This window comes from Lysobacter sp. CA196 (genome assembly GCF_052078695.1).
In the GTDB taxonomy this organism is placed as follows: Bacteria; Pseudomonadota; Gammaproteobacteria; order Xanthomonadales; family Xanthomonadaceae; genus Lysobacter.
This window is the reverse complement of record NZ_JBQJIN010000008.1, coordinates 133,347-157,324: the sequence shown is the minus strand read 5'-3', so window position 1 is coordinate 157,324 and position 23,978 is coordinate 133,347. Positions and strand designations below refer to the sequence as shown.

Below are 23,978 nucleotides of genomic sequence, written 5' to 3'. Positions count from 1 at the left end.
CGAATGCTTCCAGACGGGACGAGGGAGCCAGTCGCGGAAGGGCTGCGGTGCGCAGCGATCTGAAACCGTCGCATCCAGCCTGATGCAAGGAATTGGCAGCTATCTCGGCCCCACGCACACGGACCCCGCCATGAAGCGCTACCAAGCCCTCGCCGACGACATCGCCCGCTCGATCCGCCAGGGGCTGCTGTCGCCGGGGCAGCGCTTGCCGTCGGTGCGCCAGGCCAGCGCGGCGCGACAACTCAGTCCGGCGACCGTGTTCCAGGCTTATTACCTGCTGGAAGCGCAGGGGCTGGTGCAGGCGCGGGCGCGTTCGGGCTATTACGTCAGCGAGCAGGCGCGGGCCTTGCCGCCGGAGCCGAACGCGGCCTCGCAGCCCGACGGCGAGTCGCGGCCGGTCGATGTCAGCGAACTGGTGTTCGAGGTGCTGGAATCGGCGATGGCGCACGACATCGTGCCGCTGGGCTCGGCCTTCATGAGCCCGGCGCTGTTCCCGCTCGCCAAGCTGGGGCGGGCGATGGCGCACGAGGCCGTGCACCTGGACCCGCGCAGCACCGTCGACGACCTGACCCCGGGCAATGCCGAGCTGCGCCGCCACATCGCCCTGCGCTATCGCATCGGCGGGGTCGAACTCGGCGCCAACGACCTGGTCGTGTGCAATGGCGCGATCGAGGCCTTGAACCTGTGCATCGCCGCGGTGACCCGGCCCGGCGATGCGGTGCTGGTCGAATCGCCGTGTTTCTACGCCGCCCTGCAGGTGCTCGAACGCCATGGCCTGCACGCGATCGAAGTGCCCACCCATCCGCGCGAGGGCATCGAACTCGGCGCGCTGGCGAGCGCGATCGAACGCCACGCGCCGAAGGCCTGCTGGCTGATGACCAATTTCCAGAACCCGCTCGGCAGCACCCTGCCGGACGAGAAGAAGCGCGAGCTGGTGGTCCTGCTCGCGCGCCACGAACTGCCCTTGATCGAGGACGACGTCTACGGCGAGCTGCACTTCGGCACGCATCGGCCGGCGCCGGCCAAGGCCTACGACCGGCATGGACTGGTGCTGCACTGCTCGTCGTTCTCCAAGACATTGGCACCGGGCTACCGCATCGGCTGGGCCGCAGCCGGTCGTTACACGCAGCGGGTGGCGCGGCTCAAGCTCACCAACACCTTGGCGACTTGCGTGCCGGCGCAGCTCGCGATCGCGCGTTATCTGCAGCGCGGCGGCTACGAGCGCCATTTGCGCCGGCTGCGCACGACCCTCGCCGCCCAGCAGAGCGCCTACCTGGCCGCGGTCGCCGAACATTTCCCGCAAGGCACGCGGGTGACCCGTCCCGACGGCGGCTATTTTCTCTGGATCGAACTGCCCGAAGACCGCGACGCGCTACGGGTGCAGCGCGAGGCGGCGCGCCGCGGCATCAGCATCGCGCCGGGGCCGATCTTCTCCGCACATCGCGGCCACGCCCACTGCCTGCGGCTCAACTACGGCCATCCGCTCGATGCCCGCGTCGCGGCAGCGTTACGAGTCTTGGGCGAGCTTTCGTCGGCGCGATCGGCGCCAGCCTGAGCCGCTGCGCTTCATCGGCATCGGCCAGCATCTCGGCCTGGCGCTTGCGGCTGAGCCCGCCGAGCGCCTTGCGGTACGACCAGTCGACCAGCTCGCGCAGGTAATCGTCGGGCAAGCGGCGCACATCGACTATCGTGACCCAGTGGTAGCGGCCCATGAATCGCGCCGGCTTGGCCCCGGGCATGTCGGTCAGTTCGACGAAACGGTCCGGCGTGACCTTCAGGCTGAAACGCCAGCGCTCGGGCTCGCTGGTCTTGAAATAGGCGAAGAATTTCTTGCCGACGCTGTAGACCAGGATGTTCGAAGGCGCCGCATGCAGGACTTCGTCCGCGCCCGGGTAGGCACGGCACCATCGCTTGAGTCGCTCGGTATCCATCGGGTCGGCTTGCCTGCGGTCGGGCCGTGCATCCTCGCACAGCCGCGCCGCAGCACTCCCAGTCGCCGGCTCAAAGATGGCGGGTCACCGTCGGCACTTCGAACCAGTTGTTGTGGCGGCCGTCGAAATAGGTCACCGGCACCTCGGCGAGTTCGGCGTGCTCGATGTTGTCGATGCAGGCCAGGTTGACCGAGTAATAGTCGCCGCCGATCTCTTCGACATAACCCTTGCCGAACACGTGCACGCCGCAATGCTTGCAGAATTGGTGGTGGGCGACGAAGCCCCCGAACTGGTAATTGCTGAGGGCGTCCTCGCCGGCCAGCAGGCGGAACGCGCTCGGCCGGATCACCGCGCCCCACTTGCGCAACTTGGCGCAGATCGAACAATTGCAGCGCCCGCTGCCTTCGGCCAGGTCGACGTCGGCTTCGCAACGCACGGCGCCGCAGTGGCAGCTCAACTGGTAGGTCTGGACGGTCATGAGGGCATTCCTGATCGAGGTGCGGGGGTACCGCGGGACAGGCTCAGGATACGACTAATAGCGGACAGGATATGTCCTAAATAGTCGCTAGACTGGGCCCATGCTCAAGACCTCGACCCGATTGCTGCGCCTGCTGTCGCTGTTGCAGCAGCGGCGCCACTGGACCGGTGCGGAACTGTGCGAACGCCTCGAAGTGGAGGCGCGCACGGTCCGTCGCGACGTCGAACGCCTGCGCGAACTGGGCTACCCCATCCAGGCCTCGGTCGGCGTCGGCGGCGGCTACCAATTGTCCGCCGGCACCTCGCTGCCGCCGCTGCTGCTCGACGACGACGAGGCGGTCGCCGTCGCGGTGGCCCTGCGCAGCGCCACCGGCAGCGTCTCGCGCATGGAGGACACCGCGCTCGGTCTGCTCAGCAAGCTCGACCAACTGATGCCGGCGCGCCTGCGCCGCCGGGTCAGCGCCTTGTACTCGGTGACCGTGTCGCTGCGCCACGACGCCGCCACGCCCGACGTCGACACCCTGACCGAGCTGGCCGGCGCCTGCCGCGACCGCCTGCTGATCGAACTCGAATACCAGGACCGCGGCGGGCGGCCCAGCAAGCGCACGATCGAACCGCTGCGTCTGGTCAGCAGCGGCCGTCGTTGGTATCTGCTGGCCTGGGACCGCAGCCGCGACGACTGGCGCCTGTTCCGCGCCGACCGCATCCGCAGCTCGCGCTGCGGCGCCGGCTTCGCCCCGCGCGAGTTCCCCGAGGACGTCGCCACTTATGTCCAGCGCAGCCTCAGCCAGGGCATGCAGGGCGAGGTCGTGCACGCGCGCCTGCGCGGTTCGGCCGAAGCCCTGGCGCCGACCCTGCCGCCGTGGTGCGGCGTGCTCGAACACATCGACGAACACAGCAGCCTGCTGCACGTGCGCGCGGAGACCGCGGAAGAACTGCTGGCCCTGCTGGCGATGACCGGGGTGGAATTCGAATTGATCGACGCCGCCGAACGCCTGCCCCAGTTGCGGGCGGTGGCCGAGCGCCTGACGCGCGCACTGGGCTGAGCCGAAGCGCGAACCGCCTCGCCGCGAGCGAGGCATGCCGAAGCCCGCCTTGCCGGCAGGCCTCGGAAAACCAACGGGATAACACCGGCCCGCGCCGCGCGGACGCGACGCGGGCCATTGCCGCTTTACTGAGTTACCAGCTACTGCGCAACGGCGTTCGAACAGGCCGTGTCGTTATCGGTATGCAGCACGTCGTAGCTCTTCTGACCCGCCGGCAACGGGTTGGCCTGCGCCGGCAGCAGACCGCGGTAGGCCGGGTCGTACAGCGCCGACAGGAAGCAGGCCTGCGACTGCGCGTGGAACTTCAGGCGGCCGGTGCCGTAACTGCTGTCGAAACCGGCGACGCCCAGGTCGTTGCCGCCCGTGCCGGCCACATAGGTCAGCGAGTCCTGTACCGAGCCGGCCAGGGACACGTTGCGCTGACGCAGCGCCAGGGTGTGGGCGGCGCGCTGCTGCGCGGTCGGATTGGCCGGCAAGACCGGCACGGTCGCATTGGTCAGCTGGCGCTGATGCTGCAGACCGAGCAGCGCCAGTGCGGCCACGTGCGGCGTCGCCGAAGAGGTGCCGTTGAACTCGTTGTCGCCATAGGACACCGTGTCGACATTGGCGAAGTTCGCCAGGTCCGGCTTGGCGTTGCCCACCGCCTGCCCGTTCGGACGCGCACCGCCGGCCGCCAGCACCGGGCCGCGCGAGCTGTAGTCCTCCAGGTTCGAGGTCGCCGCGTCCAGCGCCGCCACCGTGATCACGTTGGCCGAGTCGGCCGGGTGGATCAGCGAACGTTCGGCTTGCGCGTACTGGAAGTTGTAGCCCGAGTTCATCAATCGTAGGAAGTTGGCGATGCCCGCGGTCTTGCGGACGATGCGCACGCCGAACTTGCCGCCGCCGGCGAAACGAGCGGCATCGAAGCCTTGAGCGTCGCACGCGGCAGTCCTGGCGGCGGCTGGCGCCACATAGGAAACGTATTCCAGCGGCGTCTGCCCGGCGCCACCGTTCTGAAGTTCGTCCGATTGCGTCGCCACGACCCACCGGGCCGGAGTGATCACGCGCCCGTTCCTGACGACCGCATCGGCCCAGCGCACCAGCTCGAGCCGATAGTCGGCGTTAGTGGTGTTGTTCGCGCTGGTCCAGTCGTTCCAGCCCAGCGATACGCTGAATTCAAAGGTCTCTTGATCCTCCTCGCTCCTGGCCCCGACCGGAATGCAGCCGTTGTAGCGACCTTCGATGGTCAACGGATTGACACTGTCGATGATGGCCGCGCCGTTGGCGCCGACGTTGCCGACCACGAAATCCTGCAACACGTCGTTGCCGGCGCCGGCGGTGCTGTTGCCGTCCCAATGCACCTGCGCTTCGTTGCCGGCGGCGTTGAGCACCAGCACACCGTTACGCGCGGCCGCCTCGATGGCGTCGTACAGGCCCTTGAGGGCGCTGCCGGTGCCGGTGCCGTCGCCCGGCCCGTACAGATCGAAGCCCAGCGACGCGGTGATGACCTGCGATCGCGGCTCGCCCTGGCTGACGTTCTGGGCATTGAGGTTGGCCGCGTCCTGGACCGCGCTGACCCAGTCGGCTGCGCCAGAGCTGTCGTAGATGCGGAACGAGGCCGCGGGCGCGATGTCGTAGACGATCTCTGTCACCGCGTTGCCGTGCGCCGCGCCGCGGTGGCCGAACGCCTGCCCCTGCAGCGCCCGCATGGTGATCTTGTTGGGCTCAGCGGCCGTGTTCCTCGGCCACTCGCCGGCCGCCTGCAGCGCCGCGACTTCGCCGTTGAGGTTGCCGAAATGATCGATGATGGCGATGTTCAGGCCTTCGCCGCGCAGATCCCTGCGCAGATTCTCGGCAAGTTGATCGTAGTTGCCGAGCGTGCGCAGATGATCGATGTTGCTGGCGGTGGCGCCATCGCTGAATACGGCAGTCTGCGACATCTTCATCAACGACACTTGGGCGACCGATTGCAGGCTGGCGACCCATTCCAGCTTCGCCAACGGGACCAAGGCCTCCAGCACCGGCGAACCGTTGACCTGGGTCGCCTGCAGACCGGCGGCCAGCAGGGTCTCGCGCAAGGTCGACGTCGCGCGGTCGAGCAGGCTGGGGTTCTGCACCTCCTCGAAGCTCAACGCCAGACCGAGATTGACCTTGACCTTCTCGCCCTCGCGGAAGCGCTGCGGGATGCCGGCGCGATCGAGTGCGGCGATCTGCGCTGCGGCACTGATCGCGCCGCGCGCGGCGCCGCCCGATGCACCACCTGCACCGACAGCACCACCGGCATGTCCGGATGCAGCGGCGCCGGCGGCAGGGGCCGACGGCAACGTATTGGCGGCCTGGGTCTGCGCGAGCCACTGCACCGCATCCAGCAATTGGCCGCTGCCGAGCTTGGCCTGCGCATCGTTGCGCGGCGTCGGCGCGACGTAAGCGACGTTGCGCATGCTTGCGCCGGTAAAGGAGCCCGAGGCCCGGGACGTTGCGGCGAACGCATCGCCGGGTGCGCCGAGCGCCGGTTGTTGCGCATCCTGGCGCGACCACGTCAACACGGTCGCGCAAGCCGCCGCGAGACCGAGCACGGCGAACGTCTTGCCGGAGGGGATCTTCTTCATTCTGTATTTTTCCTATTCGTGTGATTGCAAGCACGGAACACCGTTGCCGACGGGCATACGCCCGCCGCAGGGCCAAGGCGAAGACCTTGTTCCGGCGAATGGAAACCTCGATGAGAGCCGCTCGTGCGCAAGGCGCTCGGAACCGACTCACCAGATCAAACGTGACACGCGAATCATTCCCCTACCGCGGCGGCGAATTTTTCATAGAACGAATCGCAATGACGTCTCGCGTGGGGGGATGGCCGCGGACTTGCGTTGAATACACGCAGACGATCGGTTTCGAATGAAATCGAATAACCGGCAATGCCGACTCGCGGCGTGTTGCAGAAAACGCAACGCGATTTCTCACGGCGGTCGAGGGCGTTCGCGCCGAGGTTCGCGAATGGATTCGGTTCGACGCGGAACCGGCCAGGGCCGCATTGCGCTGCGTCGGCGCAAACCGCGCTTGCACTCGCGGGCACCGCGGCGGGCGCCCGTGGCCGATACGGCACGCGGCGCCGTGCACGCCGATGCCGTCGACTCCGATCAAGCGCGACCTTTAACCCAGGCAAAGAGCCACTGCGACCGCAACGGCGATTCCCACGCGCCATGCAATGAGGCCGCGCCCCTCCCGGACGCGGCCTCCTCTGCCCTCCCTGCAGTATTCGCGCGGCTCCGTGGGGTTAAACGAGGTCGTGCAGGATATTGTCCGCCGCTTGCAGGGCCAAGGCGGCGATGGTCAAGGTCGGATTGGCGGTGGCGGTGCTCGGGAATACGCCGCTGCCGACCATGTACAGATTGGAATGGTCCCAGGACTGCTGCCTCGCATTGAGCACCGAATCGCGCGGGCTGCTGCCCATGCGGTAGGTGCCGATGATGTGGCCGGCGCCGTAGAAGGTGAAGCGGTCGCCCTGGTACTCGAAGATGCTCGAGGTGACGCCGAAGCCGTGGGCATGCACCTGCGGCGGCAGTTGCGTGTACTCCTTGGCGCCGAGGGCGTTGAAGATCTGCGTCGACACTTGCTTGGCCGAGACGAAGGCGTTGCGCACGTAGTCTTCGCGGATACGGTAGGTCACCGCGGGCCGCGGCAGGCCGAGGTGATCGCGCAGCGACGACAGCTGCACCCGGTTGTCCGGATCGGGCAGCTGCTCGATCAGATAGCCCAGACGCAATTGGCGCACGTAGATTGCGTTGAGCGTGTTCACCAGGCGGGTGCCGAACAGCTTGCTGAAGGCCGGCAGGATCGGATCGAAACGCAGCGGCTGGTTCTGTTGGTTGACCGAGTCGCCGTTCAATTGCGTGTTGTTCTGGCCGAAGATGAAATCGGACAGGGTGGTGTTGGGATCGTTGGTGGCCCAGTTCCAGCCCTCGTTGCCGATCTCGATGCGGTAGGCCGCACGTTGGCTGCGGAACGCGCCGTCGCGCGCCGCCTCGATGCCCGAGGTCGACAACGGGCCGCGGAAGGCATAGATCGGGTCCTTGGCCAGTCCCCAGGCCAGGTACATGACGTGGTCCATGAGGTTGCGGCCGACCTGGCCGGAGCTGTTGGCGACGCCGTGGTTCCAGCCCACATTGCGGTTGGACATCAGCAACAGCTTCGGCGTCTCGATCGCGTGCGCCGCCAACACGTAGCGCTTCGCCGTCGCCGTGCCGGTGCCGGTCGACGGCCCGGTCTGGCTGTCGTAGGTGATGTAGTCGATGCCGCTGACCTGATCGCCGTTGAGGCGGATGTTGCTCGCCACGGTCTTGTACTGGATCTGCACGTTGCCGGTCTGCAGGGCCTGGGCCAGGGTCACCGAACCGTCGTACTTGGCCTGGATCGGGCAGATCGGAATGCAGTTGGTGTTGCCGGCGCACTGGCGGCGGTTGCCGGGCCGCGAATTGCGGCCCTGCGGCGTCGGCGTGACGAACAGCGGGATGTTGTCGAGCTTGAGCGTGGCGACTTTCTGCGCGTACAGCACGTCATTCATCGACTGCACGATGGCGGGCATCGGGAAATCGTAGTTGTCGCCGTACACGCCGCTGGGTTCGACGTTGAAGGTCTTGTACAGATCGACCATCGCCTGCTTGTCGGCGGACACGCCGATCACCTCGGTGGCCTTGCGGTAGTAAGGCAGCAGGTTCTGGTAGAACTGCACTCCGCCGGGCCAGTCGACGCCCTGGCCGTAGCGGGTCTTTAACTGGAAATCGTTGGGCAGGTTGTTGAGCGAGGTGCCGAGCCAATGCCAGGTGGTGCCGCCGGCGACGCGCTCGTAGGAGCTGCCGAAGGCGAAGGTCAGTTCCGGGCTGTCGGGCGTCACCCCGCGAGGCTGGGTGTTGTAAACGAAATAACTGATGTTCGGGTCCTGCCAATCGTTGATCTGCAGCACCGTATAGCGCGGCGTGTTGAGGCTGGACGGATTGGGCTGGCCGAGCGGATTGTTCGCGGTGCCCGCGGCCTGGGTGGTCGGCGGGTACGGCGACTCGGGCGTCTTGGCGTTGGCCATGAAGAAGGTCTGCAGATACTCCTCGCGGCTCTTGGGCACCGGCGGCCCGCCTTCGAGCATCAGGACCTGCTTGCCGGCCTTGCCGAGCTGGTAGGCGAGGATCGAACCGGAGATGCCGGAGCCGACGATCACCACGTCGAAGCCGCCGGGAGGCGTGACGATGCTCATACCGGGTTCTCCAGGTAGGCGCTCAGCGGCGCCGGCGGGTTGGCCCAGTAGCCGTAGTTGTAGGTGGTGCTGCCCATCGGATGCGATTGCATCACCCGCCAGACCAGGCCCTGGGTGTAGCTGTCGGCCGAGATCACCTCGCTGAAGGTCTGTCCGTGGGTGGACGCGGGGGTGTCGGTCACCGTCGGCCAGGCGCCGGCGTACCACAGGAACAGCAGTTGCCGGCACGGGAACTCATACTCGGGCTTCTCGGCGAACAGCAGCTCGACCACGCGTTCTTCTCGATTGGGGGGATTGCCGGCGATATGGCCGTTGATGATCTGATACCTGATCAGGATGTCGTCTGGGTTCACCTGAGTGACTCGCGCGCGGAAGGTCGCCAGATAGAGCGACTTGATGTCGGTGCTGTCGGGGTCCGGCGCCAGCGCTCCGCGCTTGAATCCGGTCAGGCCGATGCTGAGGCTGATGAAATTTTCCATGGGGTCCATCGAAAGGCTCCTTATTGCGCGCGCTGCAGCAGGTAGGTGAAGTCGGAGGTCATGCCGTTGGTCATGGTCGCGTTGTTGTGGCAGCCCATGCAGCTCGACGAGCCCTGCGGCGTCTTGCCCTGGATGTAGGTCTCCAGGGTCGCGTTGGCGAGGAAGACCGGCGCTGGCGTGCCGGTGGGGTCGATCGGGTTGTTCGCCTTGGTCGGCCACTGCGTGCTGATCAGCTGGTAGTTGGCCCAGACCGAGTTCGCATTGGCGGCTCGCAGCAAGGTCTGATACTGGGCGTTGAGCTTTTTGGTCGCATCGGTCAGCGGAATCTCGCGCACGACCTGGGTCGGCTGGGTGTAGCTCGCATTCGGGTTCCACGGCCGCGGCGGCGGTTCGTTGGCCTGGCAGGTAGTGCAGCTCTTGTTGAAGAAGTTGTAGCTCGGCTTCGACTGCGGCTCGCCCTGGCTCGGTGCGTTGTCGACGTGCTCGAAGGTCGACCACACCCACTGCGGCTCGTGCCCGGTCTTATGGACGATGTGCAGGCCGACCAGGCCCACCGTCTGCAGCTTGCACGAAGCCGTCACGCCCTCGTGTTCGCCCGGGTTGGTGTAGACCAGCGCCTTGATGGTGTGGAAGCGGCTGGCGTCGTCGTTGCGGCCCATGACCTTCCACGAGGACTTGATCATGATCGCGCCGACGTTGCTCGGCGTCTGTTGCTGGGCGAAGTTGGCCGGCTTGTTGAACGCCGCCTGCCCGGCCTTGCTGTACAGCCGATCGGTGACGATGCGGTTGAACATGTCCTGGTTCATCATGATCGCGAAGCGCACGTACTGGCCGTTCTGGTCGATCAAGGGACCGGTCTCGAACGGCTCGGCGCTTTCGTCGAGTACGTTCGGGGTCTTGCCCACCTGGGTCAGGTTGAGGGTGCCGCTGTCCAGGCCGTTGCATACCACCGGCGGCGGCGGGTCCTGTCCCCACGGCAGCGGCGTGGCGCCGCCGGGCAGGAACACCTCGCGGCTTTCCTTCCAGTTCTCCCACACCGTCGGCAGGTTGGCGCCGATGGTCGCGCCGGTGTTCGGATTGCCGTTGGCGTCGGCCGGCCAGTTCACCGCGACGAAGGATTGCCACGACATCAAGTCGAAATCGTCCTGCAATTCCTGCAGGCTCGGCTTGGTCTGCGGCACGTTGACCTCGAGCGGGATCTGCCAGCTCAACGGCGGCAAGGCAGCCTGCGAGCGGATATCCGCGCGCGTCAGCTTGTCGTGCGGCTCGGGCTTCACGCCGCTGTCGGCGCAACCGCCCAAGGCGACCAGTGCTACGGACGCCGACAGCATCAGACTGCGGCGGTATCGGTGTGTCATGGCGTGACCCCTGCTCCTTGGTCGAACGAAGCGAAGGCTTTCGCTCCGTCGCGGTGCAGGCAGCGTCCCTGTGCTGGTGTATTGCGATTCCACGCCGACGAATCCGGCTTGGCTGGCGATCGCAATCGCTGGCTCCACTCGCGTCGAGCGCAGAAGCTACCGATGCGCTGCAGGCAAGAATGCGACGCGCGCGGCAAAAGAAAAATATCCAGGGTTTATTTGCGTTCTCGCCGCCGATGCTGTCCTGCAACGCGCTTCGTTTGCGTTAGTGCATATAGCGCACGCGTTGCGTTCGCGCGGCGTTAGCGAGCACGAGCGTTCGTGAGCGAGGGTGAGTGCGCGCCGAAATGACGCGCACTGCTCGACCATCGCGCTCATGCGAGACTCGTCGAAGCCGGGCGCGTCCGGATCGTTGCCGCCGGCCGAGTCGTTCCAGCCCGGCCACACCTCGATCTGGACCAGGCCGGGGCATCGGCCTAAAACTCCGCGCCGACCGGAATGCACTCACCGAAACCGTCGATGCGCAGCGGATCGGTGTCGCCGGCGGCCGCCGCACTGTTGCCGCCGACATTGCCGGGCACGAAGTGTCGTCGAGAACGACGCGCGGCGCGGCCTCGCTCATCCGCGGGCATCGTGGCCGACTACAGGCCGACTTCGCCGCGGAACGACAAGCCGATCATGGTCACATGCAGCAATTCGCCCTGGCGCGGGTACTTGGGGTCGTTGCTGGCGTATCCGCGGTAACCCGTGGGAATGGCGAAATGGGGCGCGTCCGGTGAGTAGCCCAGGCTTACCAGGGGCCTGGCGGCAGCGCCTTCGCGAGCATCGAGCTTGCCGCCCTTCCAGTCGTGGACGAAGCCGCCGGAGTGCTGATCCAGACCCTGGAAGCGCAATGGCTTGCCGTTGCGGCGCACCAGTTCGTCCAGCGACATGCCGGTGGCGACGCCGTTGTCGAGGCGCCAAACGGTGCCGAGTTCGATGACGCTGATCATGCGCAGGCCGCGCAACTGCTGCTCGTCCTGGTAGTACACATAGGCACGACGGCTCGGATCGTGATCGAACAACACCACGCCGCGATAGGTTTCGCCTTCGGTTCCCGGCAATTGTTCGTCGATCTTGACGTTGGCGCTGCCGAACAGCCGGCGCAATTGCTCGGGACCGACGTCGCGCGTGAGCGCGCCGGGCAGGACGTAATCGAGCTCGGCGGGCTCGGGGAAAGTCGACGCTTGCGTCGTTGCGACGACGATCGCCGGCACTGCGGCCTGCGCGGTGCCGGCCGAACCGGCCGCATGCGTCTGCGCCTCGCTGCGCATCCACGGCGAGATCGTGGCGCAGGCGGCGAGACCGAGCACGACGAGTTTCTGTGCGGACATCTTTTTCATTGTCTGACTGTTCCGATGCGAATGAGGCTGGTGCGGTACGTCATCGATCTCGATGCGGGCCGCTGTTGCGCGAGGCGCTCGCGCCCCGCTCCATCCCTCAAACGTGCGACGACCGATCTCACCCCACCGGCGACGCGGGACTTCCTACAGAATGAATCGCCATGACGCGGCACAGGGATGATGGATGGAATGTGCGTTGTGCACGGCACAGTGTCGAACGAAACACACTACGCCACAGCGGCGCGATACTCAGCTCTGCGGTGCGCTGCGCGCCTGCACCACTTCCGCGCGCGGCGGCGCGCCGAACAAACGCTTGTACTCTCGGCTGAACTGCGACGGGCTCTCGTAGCCCACGCGATGCGCGGCGACCACCGCTTCGACGCCGTTCACCATCATCAGCCGGCGCGCCTCGTGCAGGCGCAGCTGTTTCTGGAACTGCAGCGGCGACATCGTGGTCATCGCCTTGAACTGGTGATGCAGCGACGAGGTGCTCATATGCACCTGCTCGGCCAGGGCTTCGATGCTCAGCGGTTGCAGATAGCACTGGCGCAACACCGCGACCGCCTTGGCGATGCGGTTGGAGCGGCTGTCGCTGACGGTCAGCGCGCGCAGGCGATGGCCGAGGTCGCCCATCAGCACCCGGTAGAAGATTTCGCGCAGCGCCAGCGGCGCCAGCACCGCCAGGTCCTGCGGCGTATCCAGCAGGCGCATCAGGCGCAGCACCGCATCCATCAAGGTCTTGTTGACGCGCGCCGCGTACAGGCCGAGGTCGGCCGAATGGTGGCTGCCGCCGTAGCCGCGCTCGGCGAGCGGCTGCCCGGCGTCGACCAGCAGCCGGGCGATCTCGGCCGGGTCGATGTCGATACGCAGGCACAGGTAGGGCTTGTCGGGCGTGGCTTCGATCACCTGGCCGATCATCGGCAGGGTCACCGACACCACCAGGTAGTTGAGCGGGTCGTAGTGATAGGTGCGGTCGGACAGGGTCACGACCTTGCGGCCCTGGGCGACGATGCACAGGCGCGGCTCGTACACCGAAGGCGAGCATTCGGTCGGTGCGCTCATACGGATCAACTGCAGGGCGCCGACCTGGGTCGGGTGCACTCCGTCGCCGTGCGTCAATCGGGCAATCCGGTCGACCAGCTCGGCCTGCGCTGCGCAGCTCCCGCGTTGGGCGATCGATTCTGCGGAAGTATTGGCGTTCATGGCTTCCCGTCGACTATCGGGTTGCGGCGATTATCGGCACGAATCTGGCCGCAGACTGTGCCGCTTCGGCCGAAATGCAGGAATAGGCAATGATGCAACAGTAATGTACTAACGCGTCGGCGACCCAACGACTAAGTTATGCCCAATCTCCTGTCGGATGCCACGGCTAAGGGTCCGGCGGGCGACGAGTCTGCGTGCGACGACGTCATCCTGAACAGGGCGGCGCCCGACGACCGCGGGCATCGGCTCCGGAGCGGGCCGTGCGGACCGGCGCGGCAGGCGCCAGCCCGATTCGTCCATCAGGCCGGAACCCGACCGCCCACGCCGCGGACGTCGACACCTCGTCGGACGCCTGCCGCCGGCAGCGGCAAACGCACAGTCATTGCCACGTCATGCGGCCGACTACCCGGCCGCGCAGCGCGGACAACCGCTCCACTCATCCAGCCGTCGGAACCCCCTCGCGATGTGGATAGTCCAATACGCCCTGAGCCGCCGTTACACCATCGGCGTCCTGGCGATCCTGATCCTGCTGTTCGGCGTGTTGTCGGCGCGCAAGATGCCGACCGACATCCTGCCCGAGGTCGGCATTCCCTCGGTCAACCTGGTCTGGACCTATAGCGGCCTGCCCGCGGCCGACGTCGCCGCGAAGATGACCTCGTTCTCGGAGGCGGCGATCCTCAACACCGTCGACGATCTCAAGGAAGTGCGTTCGGAAACGCTCAACGGCGCCAGCATCGTACGCATCGATTTCCAGCCCACGGTCAGCCTCGACCGCGCCCTGGTGCAGATCACCGCGGTCTCGCAGACGATCCTGCGGCGCATGCCGCCGGGCACCTCGCCGCCGCTGGTGGTGCGCAACAACGTCTCCAGCACGCCGGTGCTGCAGTTGGTGCTGTCCTCGGACTCGCTGACCGAGGCCCAGCTCTACGACTACGCGCGCCTGCAGCTGCGTTCGCAGATCCAGACCATCCCCGGCATCCGCATGACCCTGCCCTACGGCGGCGCGCCGCGGCAGATCATGGTCGACCTGGACCCGGCCAAGCTGCAGACCTACGGCCTGACCCCGGCCGACGTCACCGGTGCGCTGGAACGCGGCAGCCCGACCCTGCCCTCGGGTTCGATCCGCGAAGGCCGGCGCGAGATGCAGATCTCGATCGACACCAGCCCGGCCACCGCGGCCGAATTCCTGGAAATCCCGGTGACCGCGCGCAACGGCGTGGTGATCTACGTGCGCGACGTGGCTTCGGTGCGCGACGGCGGAGCGCTGCAAACCAACATCGCGCGCATGGACGGCTCCAGCGCGGTGTCGGTGGCGCTGATCAAGCTCGGCGGCGCATCCGCGGTGGAAATCGTGCGCGCGATCCGCGAGCGTCTGCCCGAGATCGAAGCCTCGGCGCCGCCGGGCACGCGCATCCAGCCGATCTTCGACCAGTCGGTGTTCGTCGACAATGCGATCGGCTCGATCGAACACGAGGCGGTGCTGGTCGGCCTGCTGGTCGCGCTGGTGGTGCTGGTGTTCATCGGCTCCTGGCGTTCGAGCATGATCGTGCTGTCGGCGATTCCGCTGGCCCTGCTCGCCTCGGTGGCGATGCTGCATCTGCTCGGCTACACCTTCAACGTCATGACCCTGGGCGGCCTGGCGCTGGCGATCGGCATCCTGGTCGACAACGCGGTGGTCGACGTCGAGAACACCAATCGCAACATCGCCCTCGGCAAGGACGTGCGCACCGCGATCCTCGACAGCGCCAAGGAAGTGGTGTTCCCGGAGATGGTCTCGACCATCGCGATCTGCATCGTGCTCACCCCGATCCTGCTGATGACCGGCCTGTCGGCCTGGGTGTTCACCCCGCTCGCGCTGGCGGTGATCTTCGCCATGCTGGCCTCGTTCCTGCTCTCGCGCACCTTGATCCCGGTGCTGTGCTACCTGCTGCTGCCGGCCGACATCGCCAGCCGCGCCAACCCGCGCTGGGCGCCGGAAAAGTTGTTGCTCAAGGTCAGCCACAAGGTCGAACACGTGCTGGATGCGCTGCGCGACAAGCACCACGCGCTGCTGATCCGGCTCGGCCACCACGGCGCCGTGCTCGGCCTGGTCGCCGTGCTGGTGTTCGGCGCCGGCGCGCTCGCGGCGATGTCGCTGGGCCGCGAATATTTTCCTCAGGTCGACGCCGGCCAGTTGCGCCTGCAGGTGCGCCTGCCGACCGGCACCCGCCTGGAAGAGACCGCGGCGCGGGTCAGCGAAATCCAGCGCGAGATCCGCAGCATCATCCCGCCGGCCGAGTTGCAGACCGTGTACGAACAGATCGGCGTGCCCGACGCGATCAACCTGTCGCTGGTCGACAGCACCGTGGTCGGCTCGTTCGAAGCCGAGATCATGCTGCAGCTGCGCTCACCGCACGCCAACAGCCACGATTACCTGGTCAAGATCCGCCAACGCATCGCCGAGCGTTTCCCCGACGTGAAGCTGTTCGAGCGTCCGCCCGACGCGACCAGCCGCACCCTCGCCGGTTCCGCCGCGGCCGCCTTCGAGGTGCGCCTGATCGGCCGCGACGTGCCCGGCAACCTCGCCGCCGCGCGCCAGATCGAACAACGCCTGCATAAAGTGCCGGGCGCGGTCGACATCGCCCTGCGCCAAGTGCTCGACCTGCCCGAGTACCAGGTCAAGATCGACCGCACCCGCGCCGCCCAGCTCGGCCTCGACGCGCAGCAGGCCAGCCGCGCCGTGCTCGCCGTGCTCGGCTCGGCCGGCACCGTCTCGCCGGTGTACTGGACCGACACCGTCAACGCCATCGCCTATACCGTGCAGGTGCAGGCGCCGATCAACAGCCTGCAGAACATCGACGCCCTGCTCAACGCGCCGCTGCGCATCGGCAGCGACGGCCAGGCGGTGTTGTTGCGCAACATCGCCACGGTCACGCCGCGCAACGTCCCGGCCAGCATCGCCCGCACCACCCTCGCGCCGACCATCAGCGTGGTCGCCAACGTGCAGGGCACCGACCTGGGCTCGGTCTACGACGAGTTGACCGCGATCACCGGCGAACTCGGCGGCAAGCTCAAGCCCGGCAACCGCATCGAGATCGTCGGCCAGGCCGGCGAGATGCAGAGCGCCTACGGCGAACTCGCCGCCGGCCTGTTGATGTCGGCGATCCTGGTGTTCCTGGTGCTGGTGGTGAATTTCCAGTCGTGGGTCCAGCCGCTGGTGGCGATGTCGGGCCTGCCGGTGGCGATCGCCGGCGCCGCGATCGGCCTGTTCGTCACCGGCACCCCGCTGAGCGTGCCGACGCTGATGGGCGTGATGATGGTGATCGGCGTATCCACCGCCAACAGCGTGCTGGTGACCAGCTTCGCGCGCGGCCTGATCGCCGACGGCCACGACCCGGAACTGGCCGCCTACGAATCCGCCGCGGTGCGCTTGCGGCCGGTGTTGATGACCGCCTGCGCGATGGTGCTCGGCATCATCCCGATGGCGATCGGTCTGGGCGACGGCGGCGAACAGAACGCGCCGCTCGGCCGCGCGGTGATCGGCGGCCTGTTGTTCGGCACGCCGGCCACCCTGATTCTGGTTCCTTCCATCCTGGCCGTGATCGGCCGCCGCCGAAAACCGCAGGCGCAGACCGACCCGGTCGACGACGCCGCCATCGCCGCAGGAGTCGCTCCATGAACATCGTCCTCAACGGCCTGCCATCACGGGTCTCGTGGTCGCAGGCCTCGTTGTCGCAGGCAACGCTGTTGCGCACCGTCCTCGCCGCGGCCCTGCTCGTCGCGCTGTCGGGCTGCGGCCGCAGCGACGCCGAGCCCACGCCGGCCGACGCCCTGCCGGAAGTGCTCACGGTGCAGGCCAAGGCCGCCGATCCGATCACCGAACTGGCCCTGCCGGCGCGCGCGCAGGCCGGCGAATCGGCGCAGCTGTACGCACGTGCGACCGGCTTCGTCAGCGAGCGCAAGGTCGAACTCGGCGACCGCGTCGAAGCCGGCCAGGTGCTGGCGACGATCTCGGCGCCTGAGATCGACCAGTCGGTGCGCGAGGCGCGCGCCGTGCTCGCCCAGACCGCCGCCGACCAGGAACTGGCCAAGGTCAACTACGACCGCGCCCAGGCGCTGATCGGCTCGGGCGCGATCTCCAAGGAATACTTCAGCGACCGCAAGGGCAGCTATGACGTCGCGGTGGCGGCGCGCAACGCCGCCCAGGCGCGCCTGACCGCGGCGCTGGAACGGCAATCGTTCCAGGCCGTGCGCGCGCCGTTCGCCGGCGTGGTGGTGGCGCGCAACATCGAGCGCGGCGACCGCGTGGTCGGCGATTCGGCTTCGGCCAGCGCGCCGATGTTCGAGGTCAACGTGCTCGACCCGCTGCGCGTGGTCGTCGACGTGCCGCAGAACGTCGCCTTGCAGATCGAGCCCGGTCTGGAAGCCGAAGTCAGCTTCCCCGAATTGCCCGGGCAGGTGTTCAAGGCCGAAGTCGCACGCAGCGCGCGCAACCTCTCGCGCGAGGCCGGGGTGATGCGCACCGAGCTGCGCCTGCCCAACCCCGGCAGCCGCATCCCCGCCGGCATGGTCGGCACCGTGCGCCTGCACCTGCCGCGCGCAGCCGCGGCGGTGGTGCTGCCGGTGTCGACGGTGATCCAGCGCGCCGCCGGCGCCCAGATCGTGGCCCTCAAGAGCGACTCGACCATCGCCTATCGCGACGTCACCCTGGGCCGCAACCTCGGCAACGAGATCGAGATCCTCAGCGGCATCCGTGCCGGCGAGACCATCGTGCTGGCGCCGAACGCGCTACTGAGCGAAGGCAACAAGGTCCACGCCAAGCCCCTGCCGCCGCCGAAGAAGTCGTGAGTCAACCGCTGCCCGGCTCTCGCTGGGTAGACGGTAGAACACAAGCTGCGAACACGGCCGCTGCGCCTGGATCCGAACACACCGAAACCTCCCCGTGCCGGGCACGGGGAGGTAGTTAGCTATCGAAGAAGTGCAGAGCGCGATCGCAACGCGGATCGCGCCGTTGCGGGCCTCAGGCCCGCGCTACCGCGGTCAAGGCCGCGCAGCCGATCAGGGCCGCGCAGCCGATCAGGGCTTGCTGTCGACGTGGCCGTAGCTGATCACGCGACCGACTTCCCAATGATCGGCCTGCTGGCGCCAGATCAGCAGGAAGTCGCTGATGCCGTCGCACTGGCCGGTCTTGACCTGGCAGAAACGGTGCTGACCGGTTTCCAGCGCACCGTAGCTCTTGATCGCACGCACCTTGACCGTGCCCGGGATCAGCTCGCGACGGATCTTGCCGCAGGCGCCGGCGCGGGTCTGGGCGATCATCGATTCGCGGGTCCAGGAGACGCCGCCGAGGTCGTGATAGAACTCGACGTCGGACGAGAAATAATCCGAATAACGCTTGAGCTGCTTCGGGTCGGTGCAGCGGTTGAACGCGTCGAACACCTGCGTGTCGAGCCCGGCGATGGTGTCGTGCAGCGCCTTGTCGGCGGCACTGGTATCGCTGGTCGCAACGGCCGGCGCAGCGGCTGTCGCGGCGGGCGCACTGGGTTCGGCGGCGGAAGCGATCCCGGCGGGTATTGCGAGCATTGCGGTGAAGCCGAGTACCCAAGCCAACTTGATCATCGATCCACTTCCCTTGTGTCGGTCCCGGGATCATAGCCGGAGCCGGCTGCTTCGTCGCCTGCCCGGCCTCGCGCGCCTGCCTCGGCGGCCTCGCAATACTGGGCGACAGGGCCCTCGGTCAAGTCGGAAAGACCGGATTTCCAGGCATCCCGCAGGGGGTGTGCGGGGATGGGGCGCTGCCCGCGCCGACCACCGAAGACGCGCCGACTCGACGGCCAGAGCGGTCGACGCCGATTCAATCGTCCTGCGCCGGCGGCGACGAGGCCGCATCGATGGTCCCGATGCCGGCCAAGGGCAGCATGCACAGCACACGGTCGCCGGCCGCGATCGCGCCAACGCCCGCGGCCTGGCCGGAGCCGGTTTCCAACGCCATGGCCCTGCGCGCCTCGGCCAGAAGCGGCAGCAGCTTGTAGAACGAATTGGCGACCGCACGCCGACCCATCGCCGAATAGCGGTCGCCTTCGCACAGCGCGAACCAGGTGGCGTCGTACAGCGCCTGCATCGCGCGGCTGGTTTCCGGGCCGCGATCGGGTCGGGTCTCGAGCGTCATGGCGCACTCCACTCGGCCGCGCGGTGGCCGATGACGACACCTTAGCGAGCCGACGTCTCACCCCGAGATACCGGCGGCGCATTTATGCGGCTTCGTTCATGCGCACGTCATGTCATGACGCCTTGTCGTAGAGATCGGTTCAGCCCATGCGCGCGGTGGCGTGAATCACGGCACAGATCGCGCACGCGACGCGATTCCCCACCGCCCTGCGCGGCCGCGTGTCAGCCGGTGGGACGCCGCGATGGAAGGCTGTTGCGGACACGAACCGGCCGCTCCCGGTCGCCACATCGGACCGCCCCGCGGTCGACCCGCCTCCCTGCGACGACCCCGCGTCGGCGCCTTTCCCAAGGATTCGATCCACCCATGAGCGACATCATCGATCAGGCGCAGAAGTTCGAGGAAATCAACCTCGCCCAATCGCTGCAGGCCCACCAACTCGCCGCCGAGGCCGCGACACGGCCGCATGCGGCCGGCTATTGCTTGAACCACGCCTGCCTGGAACCGTTCGACGACGACCCGCAGCGACTCTATTGCGGACCGGCCTGCGCCGAGCGGCATCATCGCCAGATGCAACGCGATGGTCATGCGCTACGGCGCAGGTAGTCGGATGCGTCGTTTGGTTTCTGGGTTTCGCCGGAATGGCCGGTTGCCGGACCTTGCTGTTGGTTTGAAGACCAGCCATGCCGTTGCCGTTGCCGTTGCCGTTGCCGTTGCCGTTGCCGTTGCCGTTGCCGTTGCCGAGATTTTGATCCGCTTTGCTTTGTGGCTTTGCCGCTCTGCCGGTCAAGAGAAGACCCGTAGGGCGGCCCGCAAGGATGCGGGCCGTGCGCAAGCAGGCCATGGATGGCCTGTCTGGAGCATCCCTGCGTCGGCATCGATCGCGCGGGCTTGTGCCCTTGCAAGGAGAGCCCTTTTCTTTGGTTAGCTTTAACCGAAGGAACTCCCTGTGGGACTTTTGGGCTTAGCAAAAGAAAGTAACCCGGCCGCGTCAGCGGACGGAAGCTCTGCTCTTGCTCCAAAGATACGCCGGCAGCCGCCGGGTCGCGGTCGCGACTTGCGTCGCTCCTACTCTTTGAAGCTACGGCCATGACGTTTATATCTCGCGACGCTCTCGGCTGGAGCCAGGGTAGGAGCGGCGCAAGCCGCGACCACGTCGTGACAATCTTGCGGCGTATCGCTCAAGCAAAATCAGGATCTAGATCAAACCCCAAAAGCTTCCGCCACTAAAGCGGCGGGTTACTTTCTTTTGTCTAAGGCAACAAAAGAAAGCTAACCAAAGTAGTGGCTTTGTTTTGAATCACAGGCCCGCACGAGCGGTGCCTCCGCAGGGCTCTACATACGGGACATCCCTGTCCCGATAAAAACGGCGCACATCCCTGCGCGCCGCCCTACGGGTCTTCTGTTGCCTTCGCGAGCGCAACGCACAGCAAAAGCAAAAGCAATGGCAAGACTGCTTCGGGGTAGGAGCGGCGCGAGCCGCGACCGCGCAGCGATGGCCTTGCGGCGTATCCCCAAAGCAAAAGACAAGAATCGATCGATCCCACCGCATCGCACGCCTCGGCGATACGACACCACACCGCTAACGCTCCCGTACCGGAAAACTACACTCCGCGTAATACAACTCACATCGCCGGTCCTTGCGTGCCTCGCACGCGCCCAGGCCGATTTCGGCGGCGCGTTCGGCGCTGCTTGCGGTGGTGGTGTCCGACTGGCGATCGCCGGCAACCACGACCACGCAGCTGTCGCGATAACTCATCTCGACTTTGCAGGCCCGGCCGCCGCGCGCGCGGCAATTTTCCAGGGCGACACGACGGGCTTCGCGCTTGCTGCCGGTGTCGCTCGCCGCGCCCATGATGCCGGCCGCCGCATCGAAGGCGAGCGCGCCCCATTGGCTGGCCCAGCGCGGTCTCGCCGCGCCGCGCGGGGCGGGACCGCTGGGTATCGGCGCGCAGGCATTCGGCGAGGCCGCGCTGTAGGGAATCATCCCCGGCGGGCAACCGCCCTCGGCCCAGGCAGCCCCTGCCGCCACGACAGACCATGCCAATGTGGCGATGCAGAGCGCGCGTTTGCGCCGCATGGATGGACGTTCGCGCATGGGCATCAGACCCTGCGCACCGAGTCTTCGCCGCGCGACTCGCGCGCCGACGGTGGCCGGCCGAATTCGTGCGCCGGTCCGGTCGTCAAGGCCGGCGTGGCGTGACGTTGCTCGCTGCCCGACGGCGGCGACAGATGCGACCCCGCCGAGGCCTGGCCCGATGCCGCGGACGCGGCGCCGGCACTGCTGCCGAACGCCGAGTAATGCACGAAATTGCCCATGGTGCCGTTGAAGAACACCGCCGCCACCGGCGGCGCGACGACGATGAAGGTGGTGAGGATCAGGCCGATCCCGCCCTGCTGCATCGCCAGGCTAGTCATGCCCTCGGCGTCGAGGCCGACGATACCGTTGAACGCTTTCGACACCCAGAACGCGATCGCCACTTTCGCCAGCAGCTTCATCGCCATCGCCGTGACCACGCTCAGCGTCGCCATCGAGAACAAGGTGCCGAGGCCATACAGCAACCAACGACGGAACAGCTCCTTGGTCTGGTCGAAGATCAGGCACAGGATGAACAAGGGGCCGAGGCCGATGAACACGGCGATGCCGAACTTGTACAACAGCAGCATCGCGCCGGCCGTCATCGCCGGGCTGGCCGACCCGAAACCGGCGAACAGCAGTGCCCGCGCTTTTTCCTCGCGCATCGCATCGTCGCCATCGACGACCTGTACCGCATCGATCGCGGCCAGGGCGACCTGGGTGTAGGCCAGGTTCTGGTCGATGCTGTCGGCGGCGGTGCGTCCCTCGATGCCGGTGAAGACCTGATGGATCTCGCGGTCGAGGCTGTCGGTGAACATGCCGTGCAGACTGCCGCCGAACATCGACATGCCGGTGGCGACCGAGACGATGACCGCAACCCTCATCGCATTGACGACCAGGGCCATCATCGGCTCGCGCGATTGCCCGGTGACGATGCGATAGCCCGCCAGCAACACCCACAGGGTCACCAGGGTCAGGGCGATGCCGCTGGCCCAGGCCATCATCCGCCCCATCAGCTGCAGGCCGAAGGCATCGATCTCGTGGCTGAAGTAGCCATCGATCAACTTGTAGAAGGCGAAGTCGCCCAGCCCCGACTGGATGCCGGCGCGATACACCTCATGCAGTCCGCTCGACACGCGGTCCATCCCTGCCATTGCGATTCCCCCTTCGTTGCGGCCGGGCGCGCCGATGAGGCGGCCCCGCTGATCGATGCCTGACCTACGGCGCGTGTTTCGCTTGCGCGCTCTTCATCGCTGCCCGGAAGCTTCTCCTCCGGCACTGGAAAAACCCTACGAATAGCCGCCGTGCGCACGGACCCGCAATGGCTCCGCCGCCCGATGGCGCGGCCGCTGCGCGTGCGGCACCGTGATGCGAGTTCCTCGACGCTGTTGCTGGTCGCGATGGTTCGGATTGCGTTGTCCGGATCGTGCTTCCCGAACAGTGCTTCCGAACGACGCTTGCTGGGTGCGTGCTTGCTGATGCGTGCTTACTGGTGCGTGCTTCCCGGTGCGTTTTCCTGGTGCGTGCTTCCGGATGCGTGCTTTCGGATGCGCGTACTTCCCGATTCGAGCGGCTCGGGTCGCGCCAGGCAAGTCGCGTTGCCCGGCGTGCCACCCGAATCGCGGACCTGGGCATCCGCGCGTCAGAGCGGATGGCCGGCGCGACTAGACCGCGATGCGAGCGTTCCGTCGCCGTTCGCAAGCCTTCGCCCGTGCATGCACGGCGGGCTGCGTCGTGGTTGCGGATGCGTCGCGGCGACATCGAATCCGTGAGTGAGGCTAGCACCGGATTTCCGCAATGCGTTGTAGGAAAACTCTGATTCGTCGTGCGCGTTTGGCCACGCCTTGTAGACAAATGTCTACGTTCTTGTGGACACAAAGCAAATTCGAGAAGCGATGCTTGCCAACTCTGAGGTTTTATTGAGATTAGATGTCATCCAGATGGATCTGACTTGGCAAGAGAGTTCGTAATGATCCGCGTCTTCATGATCGACGATCACCCCCTCATGCGCACCGGAATGCGCTGGGTATTGGAAGAAGCGGGCGACATCGAAGTGGTCGGCGAGGCCGCCAACGGCCGCGATGCACTGGCCTTGATTCCGACCTTCGCCATCGACCTGGTGGTGTGCGATTTCGACCTGCCCGATACCGACGGCCTCGACCTGACCCGCCGCCTGCTGCGGCAGGATCCGGACCGCAAGGTCCTCATCGTCTCGATGCTCGAACGCAGTCCGATTCCGCGGCGGTTGCTCGCCGCGGGCGCATTGGGCTACGTCAGCAAGACCAGCGATCCGCTGGTGGTCTTGCGCGCCGTGCGCGAGGTGGCCAGCGGCCGGCGTTTCCTCGACAACGCCTTGGCCTGCCAGGTGCTGTTCGACTCTTCGCCGTTCGACCAGCTCAGCCCGCGCGAGCTTGAGGTCGCGATGCTCATGGTCAAGGGCGAAAGCATCCGCCGCATCGCCGATTCGCTGCGGGTGACCGAATCGACCGTGCGCACGATCCGTTCGCGCGTGTTCGACAAGCTCGACGTCAGGGGCGATGCGTCCCTGGTCTATCTCGCGGTCGAGCATGGTCTCGCCTGACCGCGCGGGGCCGCGCAGGGCCTCTCCGACGGTGACGGCGACGTCGCCGAATCGTTCCGCTCACCCCCCTTTGCAACG

Annotated in this window: 18 protein-coding genes; 6 read left to right on the top strand and 12 right to left on the bottom strand. The window is 66.8% G+C overall.

Translation table 11 applies throughout. From position 1 onward, the window contains the following. The first annotated feature begins 130 nt into the window (after window positions 1-130). Window positions 131-1,555, top strand: a complete 1,425-nt coding sequence (locus ACTOWK_RS10115; protein WP_441330044.1) for an aminotransferase-like domain-containing protein — start codon at window positions 131-133, stop codon at window positions 1,553-1,555. On the opposite strand, the gene ACTOWK_RS10110 is transcribed toward ACTOWK_RS10115, so the two are convergent. Beyond that, window positions 1,467-1,931: an MmcQ/YjbR family DNA-binding protein gene (locus tag ACTOWK_RS10110; RefSeq protein WP_441330043.1), complete on the bottom strand. Its 465-nt coding sequence runs from the start codon at window positions 1,929-1,931 to the stop codon at window positions 1,467-1,469. The two genes, ACTOWK_RS10115 and ACTOWK_RS10110, sit on opposite strands and share 89 nt — an antisense overlap. 70 nt (window positions 1,932-2,001) lie before the next feature. Then, entirely contained in the window at window positions 2,002-2,409 is a 408-nt protein-coding gene (locus ACTOWK_RS10105; protein ID WP_441330042.1) for a GFA family protein, read from the bottom strand. A 100-nt stretch (window positions 2,410-2,509) separates the two neighbouring features. Here ACTOWK_RS10105 and ACTOWK_RS10100 point away from each other — a divergent pair, with 100 nt between their 5' ends. Beyond that, complete coding sequence (locus tag ACTOWK_RS10100; RefSeq protein ID WP_441330041.1) at window positions 2,510-3,454, top strand: helix-turn-helix transcriptional regulator; 945 nt, start codon at window positions 2,510-2,512, stop codon at window positions 3,452-3,454. A 140-nt stretch (window positions 3,455-3,594) separates the two neighbouring features. Here the strand turns inward: ACTOWK_RS10100 and ACTOWK_RS10095 are convergent, their stop codons facing one another. From ACTOWK_RS10095 to ACTOWK_RS10070, 6 genes are all read right to left on the bottom strand, one after another. Further along, window positions 3,595-6,042, bottom strand: a complete 2,448-nt coding sequence (locus ACTOWK_RS10095; RefSeq protein ID WP_441330040.1) for a S8 family serine peptidase — start codon at window positions 6,040-6,042, stop codon at window positions 3,595-3,597. A 662-nt stretch (window positions 6,043-6,704) separates the two neighbouring features. Further along, window positions 6,705-8,675, bottom strand: a complete 1,971-nt coding sequence (locus ACTOWK_RS10090) for a GMC family oxidoreductase (protein WP_441330039.1) — start codon at window positions 8,673-8,675, stop codon at window positions 6,705-6,707. Further along, window positions 8,672-9,163: a hypothetical protein gene (locus ACTOWK_RS10085; RefSeq protein WP_441330038.1), complete on the bottom strand. Its 492-nt coding sequence runs from the start codon at window positions 9,161-9,163 to the stop codon at window positions 8,672-8,674. Before ACTOWK_RS10085 ends, ACTOWK_RS10090 begins: the two co-directional genes overlap by 4 nt. A gap of 11 nt (window positions 9,164-9,174) precedes the next feature. Beyond that, window positions 9,175-10,512 carry a hypothetical protein gene (locus tag ACTOWK_RS10080; protein WP_441330037.1) on the bottom strand — a complete coding sequence of 446 codons (1,338 nt, stop codon included), beginning with the start codon at window positions 10,510-10,512 and terminating at the stop codon, window positions 9,175-9,177. A 641-nt stretch (window positions 10,513-11,153) separates the two neighbouring features. Further along, window positions 11,154-11,894 (bottom strand): hypothetical protein, encoded by a 741-nt coding sequence (locus ACTOWK_RS10075; protein WP_441330036.1) that lies wholly within the window; start codon window positions 11,892-11,894, stop codon window positions 11,154-11,156. 249 nt (window positions 11,895-12,143) lie between these two features. Further along, on the bottom strand, window positions 12,144-13,097 hold the full coding sequence (locus ACTOWK_RS10070; RefSeq protein WP_441330035.1) for an AraC family transcriptional regulator: 954 nt from the start codon (window positions 13,095-13,097) through the stop codon (window positions 12,144-12,146). A gap of 463 nt (window positions 13,098-13,560) precedes the next feature. Here ACTOWK_RS10070 and ACTOWK_RS10065 point away from each other — a divergent pair, with 463 nt between their 5' ends. Then, window positions 13,561-16,755 (top strand): efflux RND transporter permease subunit, encoded by a 3,195-nt coding sequence (locus ACTOWK_RS10065; RefSeq protein ID WP_441330034.1) that lies wholly within the window; start codon window positions 13,561-13,563, stop codon window positions 16,753-16,755. After that, window positions 16,752-17,924, top strand: coding sequence for an efflux RND transporter periplasmic adaptor subunit (locus ACTOWK_RS10060; protein WP_441330033.1), 1,173 nt, complete (start codon window positions 16,752-16,754; stop codon window positions 17,922-17,924). The genes ACTOWK_RS10065 and ACTOWK_RS10060 overlap by 4 nt, the downstream gene beginning before the upstream one ends. 228 nt (window positions 17,925-18,152) lie before the next feature. On the opposite strand, the gene ACTOWK_RS10055 is transcribed toward ACTOWK_RS10060, so the two are convergent. Together ACTOWK_RS10055 and ACTOWK_RS10050 are read right to left on the bottom strand one after the other, a co-directional pair. Continuing rightward, window positions 18,153-18,695, bottom strand: a complete 543-nt coding sequence (locus ACTOWK_RS10055) for a nuclear transport factor 2 family protein (protein WP_441330032.1) — start codon at window positions 18,693-18,695, stop codon at window positions 18,153-18,155. Between the two features lie 235 nt (window positions 18,696-18,930). Continuing rightward, a complete protein-coding gene (locus tag ACTOWK_RS10050; protein WP_441330031.1) occupies window positions 18,931-19,245 on the bottom strand; it encodes a hypothetical protein in 315 nt (104 codons plus the stop codon). Window positions 19,246-19,608: 363 nt separating this feature from the next. Here ACTOWK_RS10050 and ACTOWK_RS10045 point away from each other — a divergent pair, with 363 nt between their 5' ends. Beyond that, window positions 19,609-19,848: a hypothetical protein gene (locus ACTOWK_RS10045; protein ID WP_441330030.1), complete on the top strand. Its 240-nt coding sequence runs from the start codon at window positions 19,609-19,611 to the stop codon at window positions 19,846-19,848. A 976-nt stretch (window positions 19,849-20,824) separates the two neighbouring features. On the opposite strand, the gene ACTOWK_RS10040 is transcribed toward ACTOWK_RS10045, so the two are convergent. Both ACTOWK_RS10040 and ACTOWK_RS10035 read right to left on the bottom strand, forming a co-directional pair. After that, window positions 20,825-21,340, bottom strand: a complete 516-nt coding sequence (locus ACTOWK_RS10040) for a DUF4189 domain-containing protein (protein ID WP_441330029.1) — start codon at window positions 21,338-21,340, stop codon at window positions 20,825-20,827. Between the two features lie 5 nt (window positions 21,341-21,345). Further along, the gene (locus tag ACTOWK_RS10035) at window positions 21,346-22,473 is read right to left on the bottom strand and encodes a type IV secretion system protein (RefSeq protein ID WP_441330028.1); all 1,128 of its coding nucleotides are present in this window, start codon (window positions 22,471-22,473) and stop codon (window positions 21,346-21,348) included. Window positions 22,474-23,288: 815 nt separating this feature from the next. On the opposite strand from ACTOWK_RS10035, the gene ACTOWK_RS10030 reads away from it, so the two are divergent. After that, the gene (locus ACTOWK_RS10030) at window positions 23,289-23,900 is read left to right on the top strand and encodes a response regulator (RefSeq protein ID WP_441330027.1); all 612 of its coding nucleotides are present in this window, start codon (window positions 23,289-23,291) and stop codon (window positions 23,898-23,900) included. Window positions 23,901-23,978: the final 78 nt, after the last annotated feature.